The sequence below is a fragment of the Thermodesulfitimonas sp. genome, assembly GCF_052743955.1.
The window spans coordinates 1-3,809 of sequence record NZ_JBRAIN010000127.1 but is presented as its reverse complement, the minus strand read 5'-3'; the positions used below and the strand labels follow the sequence as shown (position 1 = coordinate 3,809).

At 58.1% G+C, this 3,809-nt stretch carries 5 protein-coding genes; all 5 read left to right on the top strand.

The features are described 5' to 3' along the window. The first annotated feature begins 345 nt into the window (after positions 1 to 345). The 5 genes from ACUVTA_RS08880 (at position 346) to ACUVTA_RS08860 (ending at position 3,763) form a co-directional block, all read left to right on the top strand. Positions 346 to 1,662 carry an ammonium transporter gene (locus ACUVTA_RS08880; RefSeq protein ID WP_445952583.1) on the top strand — a complete coding sequence of 439 codons (1,317 nt, stop codon included), beginning with the start codon at positions 346 to 348 and terminating at the stop codon, positions 1,660 to 1,662. A gap of 26 nt (positions 1,663 to 1,688) precedes the next feature. Next, positions 1,689 to 2,027 (top strand): P-II family nitrogen regulator, encoded by a 339-nt coding sequence (locus tag ACUVTA_RS08875; protein ID WP_445952582.1) that lies wholly within the window; start codon positions 1,689 to 1,691, stop codon positions 2,025 to 2,027. Between the two features lie 188 nt (positions 2,028 to 2,215). Then, entirely contained in the window at positions 2,216 to 2,539 is a 324-nt protein-coding gene (locus ACUVTA_RS08870) for a TSUP family transporter (RefSeq protein ID WP_445952585.1), read from the top strand. Positions 2,540 to 2,613: 74 nt separating this feature from the next. Beyond that, positions 2,614 to 3,306 carry an EAL domain-containing protein gene (locus ACUVTA_RS08865; protein WP_445952584.1) on the top strand — a complete coding sequence of 231 codons (693 nt, stop codon included), beginning with the start codon at positions 2,614 to 2,616 and terminating at the stop codon, positions 3,304 to 3,306. Beyond that, the gene (locus ACUVTA_RS08860; RefSeq protein WP_445952581.1) at positions 3,299 to 3,763 is read left to right on the top strand and encodes an EAL-associated domain-containing protein; all 465 of its coding nucleotides are present in this window, start codon (positions 3,299 to 3,301) and stop codon (positions 3,761 to 3,763) included. Before ACUVTA_RS08865 ends, ACUVTA_RS08860 begins: the two co-directional genes overlap by 8 nt. The last annotated feature ends 46 nt before the right edge of the window (positions 3,764 to 3,809 follow it).

Below are 3,809 nucleotides of genomic sequence, written 5' to 3'. Positions count from 1 at the left end.
GAGGTTTTGAGATTCCTACAGTGGGTTGACGCGGTCGGTTTTGTCAAAAAGTGTTGACGGGATAACCGAACGAGTATAAAATTAGCTTAAGTATTGTTTTAATTTTTCATAAGTTCAGAGCATGGCGGGATACAATGATGTATCCCGGAGCAGGGCGCCGGAGCCTCTGGGTTGGGGCGCCTTGCTATTTTGGGTTAAGCAAAGGTGCTTCGCGGGGCGGAGTAGCCCCAAAGGCGAGGCACCTTTATTTTTTCAACGTTCCGGCGCGGTGGAGGCGCCGCCCGTGCCGGAGCGAGGCGATAGATAAAACGAGTTGACCAAATCTAAAGGAAGGGGTGTTAGGTAATGAAGCGTTTCCTTTCTACTGGCCTTCCTGTAGTCCTCTTTTCTCTTATTCCAGGCGTTGCCTGGGCCGCGGCAGCAAAAGTAGATACCGGGGACACAGCCTGGGTATTAGCGTCAACCGCCTTGGTAATGCTGATGACGCCGGGGCTGGCCCTCTTTTACGGGAGGATGGTCCGCAAGCAGAACATCCTCAACACCATTATGCTGAGTTTTATCGTGTTGGCTCTGGTTTCGGTGCAGTGGGTGCTCTGGGGTTACAGTCTGGCCTTCGGCCCGGACCACAGCCACGTGATCGGCGGGCTCTCCTGGTTAGGACTTAAGGGCGTGGGGGCTGGAACCTCTAACGCCGACTACGCGGGCACCATCCCGCACCAGGCGTTTATGGCCTTCCAGTTAATGTTCGCCATCATCACCGCGGCCCTGATTAGCGGCTCGGTCGTAGAACGGATGCGTTTTCCGGCTTTTGTAGCCTTTGCTCTTCTCTGGACGACGTTTGTCTACGACCCGTTAGCCCACTGGGTCTGGGGCGTGGGCGGCTGGCTGCGGAACTTGGGGGCGCTCGACTTCGCCGGTGGGACGGTGGTCCACATCAGCTCCGGTGTTTCGGGTCTAGTGGCGGCACTGGTGCTGGGGCGGCGCCGCGGCTACGGCGCCGAGCCGATGCTGCCCCACAACCTGCCGCTGACCGTGCTCGGTGCGGCGCTGCTGTGGTTCGGCTGGTTCGGCTTCAACGCCGGCAGTGCGCTAGCGGCAAACGGCTTGGCGGCCAGCGCCTTCGTGGTCACAAATACCGCGGCGGCCGCGGCGGCGCTTTCCTGGGTGTTGGCAGAGTGGCTGCGCCACGGCAAGCCGACGGTCTTAGGCGCAGCCAGCGGCTGCGTAGCGGGTCTGGTGGCAATCACACCAGCCTCCGGTTTCGTGGGGCCGTTGCCGGCGGTGGTTATCGGGCTTGTAGCCGGCGTTCTCTGCTACTTGGCGGTGGCGGTGCTTAAGCCCTGGTTGGGCTACGACGACGCGCTCGACGCTTTCGGTGTGCACGGCGTCGGCGGCACCTGGGGAGCTTTAGCCACCGGGCTCTTCGCCTCTAAGGCGATTAACCCGGCGGGCGCCGACGGCCTCTTCTTCGGAAACCCGGCGCAGCTCGGCATCCAGGCTGTAGGAATAGTAGCAACCTGGGCGTTTGTGGCCCTGGCGACGTTTATTATCCTCAAGGCCGTGGGTCTGTTCACTGCGCTGCGGGCGGCGGACGAGGAGGAGACGCTGGGTCTAGACCTCACGCAGCACGGCGAGGAAGCCTACCGTGGGCTGGCGCTGTAAACAGCTAAAACGAGGAGAGATCAGCTTTGAAAAAGATCAAAGCGATTGTGCGACCTGAACGGTTGGAGGCGGTTAAGGAAGCGTTAGGCAAGTTCGGCATCCACGGGATGACGGTCTCCCAGGTGATGGGCTGCGGCACCCAGAAGGGCCGGACCGAGGTTTACCGCGGCCACGAGTACAGCATCAACCTCCTGCCGAAGGTAAAGATCGAGATCGTCCTGCGCGACCAGGAAGTCGAAAAGGTGATTGAAGAAATCGCCGCAGCTGCCCGCACGGGACAGGTCGGCGATGGCAAGATTTTCGTTTACCCGGCAGAAAACGCCGTGCGCGTGCAGACGGGCAAAACGGGCGACGCGGCGGTTTAAACCAATTAGAGCGACGACCGCTCAAGACGGGCGAAGCGGCCCCCCTGTCATTACGACGGCGGGGGCCGCTCTTTAAAAACAACTCTTCCTACCGGGGAATAACCGTCAAACTATTTCCGGAGCAACGCACCTGCCATTTACGGAGGGAAGAACAGTGTTCCAGATGCTGGGCTTAATTTTCTTTAGGAATCCTAGGAGGACTTTTCAGCGGCTTCTTCGGCATCGGCGGGGGCATCGTGATGATCCCCGCGCTGATGTACCTTATGCACATGGACGCGCGTATGGTGGTGGGAACCTCGCTAGCCGTAATAATGCCGACGGCGCTTTTCGGCACCCTCACCCATAGCGCCCACGGCAGCGTTGACCTGCGGGTGGCCGTCCTGTTAGCGACCGGAGCGGCCCTCGGCTCGGTTTTGGGAGCCAGCCTGGTAACATGGGTGCCGGAAAAGTTACTGCAGCGCCTTTTGGGAGCAGTCTTCCTGCTGGTGGCCGCCAGGCTACGCAGGGGCTGATTTTTACCACGAGTTTAAGGAGGTAAAGAAAATTTGTCCGCGCCACAAGTTCCTATAAAAGACGCTGTTTTCCCCTGCTATCAGCCTATCGTTTCTTTAGAGACCGGCTACATCATCGGCTACGAGGTCCTTGGCCGCACGACCGACCGGGCAGGAAACCTGGTGAGCTTAGGTCTTTTTTCACTAATCCCAACGTCTCTACCGACTTAAAGCGGGCGTTGGACCGGGTTATCAGGGAGCAGGCGCTTGCTGCTTTGGCTAGTACAGATGTAAGCATCTTTTTAAACCTTAAGCCCGAATGGTTGGCGCAGCATAATGGCGAGAAGGAAAAGCTCTTCACCCTGGAGTCACTGGCAACCTACGGGATTGACCCGCAGCGGGTGGTGATTGAAATTACCGAGGAAAGTTGTTACCAACCCTTGGCCCTGGAAAAGACCCTTGCGGTTTTCCGGGAAGCAGGCTGCCGCATCGCTATTGACGATGTGGGGACCGCTTATTCCAACCTGGACCGCATCGGACGGGTGGCGCCGGAGGTTATCAAGTTTGACTGCCGCCCCTTCCATTCTTCGCCATACGGCCAGGAAGTAATGATGAGTCTGGGGAGGTTAGCCGAAAAACTCGGGGCTCTTTTGCTCGTGGAATGCGTGGAGGAGGAAGAGTGGCTAAAGTTCGGGCTTAAGGCTTGGTGCGACTTACGCCCAAGGCTTCCTTTTTGCTTCGCCTCAACCAACGCTACTTCCCCCGGAAAAGTTTGTACCGGTGGTTAAAGGCGTAGCCGGGCGGCTCTATCAGGAAGAAAGAGATCCCCTCGTGGCGGAGTTAGTTCTTTGGCGGCGTCTTGTGGCCCTGTTGGAAAAGGCGCTAAGGGAACCTCCCTTTGCAATAGATCGGCTCCTGCCTCTTTTGCCGTCTGCGGCCTTTCGCCTTTATCTCTGTGCCTCCTCGGGGGAGCAAGTCTCGCCCAACTTTACCCGGGGTAAGAGTGGGTTTTGGCGCGAAGAACCAGCTTTTATCGGCTACAACTGGGCTTGGCGTCCTTACTTTCGGGAATTACGCAAACAACTACTCTCTGGAAGTCCTTGGGCGGTTTCGGAACCCTACCGAGACCGCCACACCCGGGAAACGGTTCGCACCTTTATTTTCCGCTTACCGGAAGGCCTTTTCTTGTTGGTGGACCTTGCGTACGGGCCAAGGCAGAGAAAGCTTCGGAGGATAGATGATTGATACCTTAGTCCCTGCTGGGGAGAATCGAGGAAGTCCGGGTAGTTTA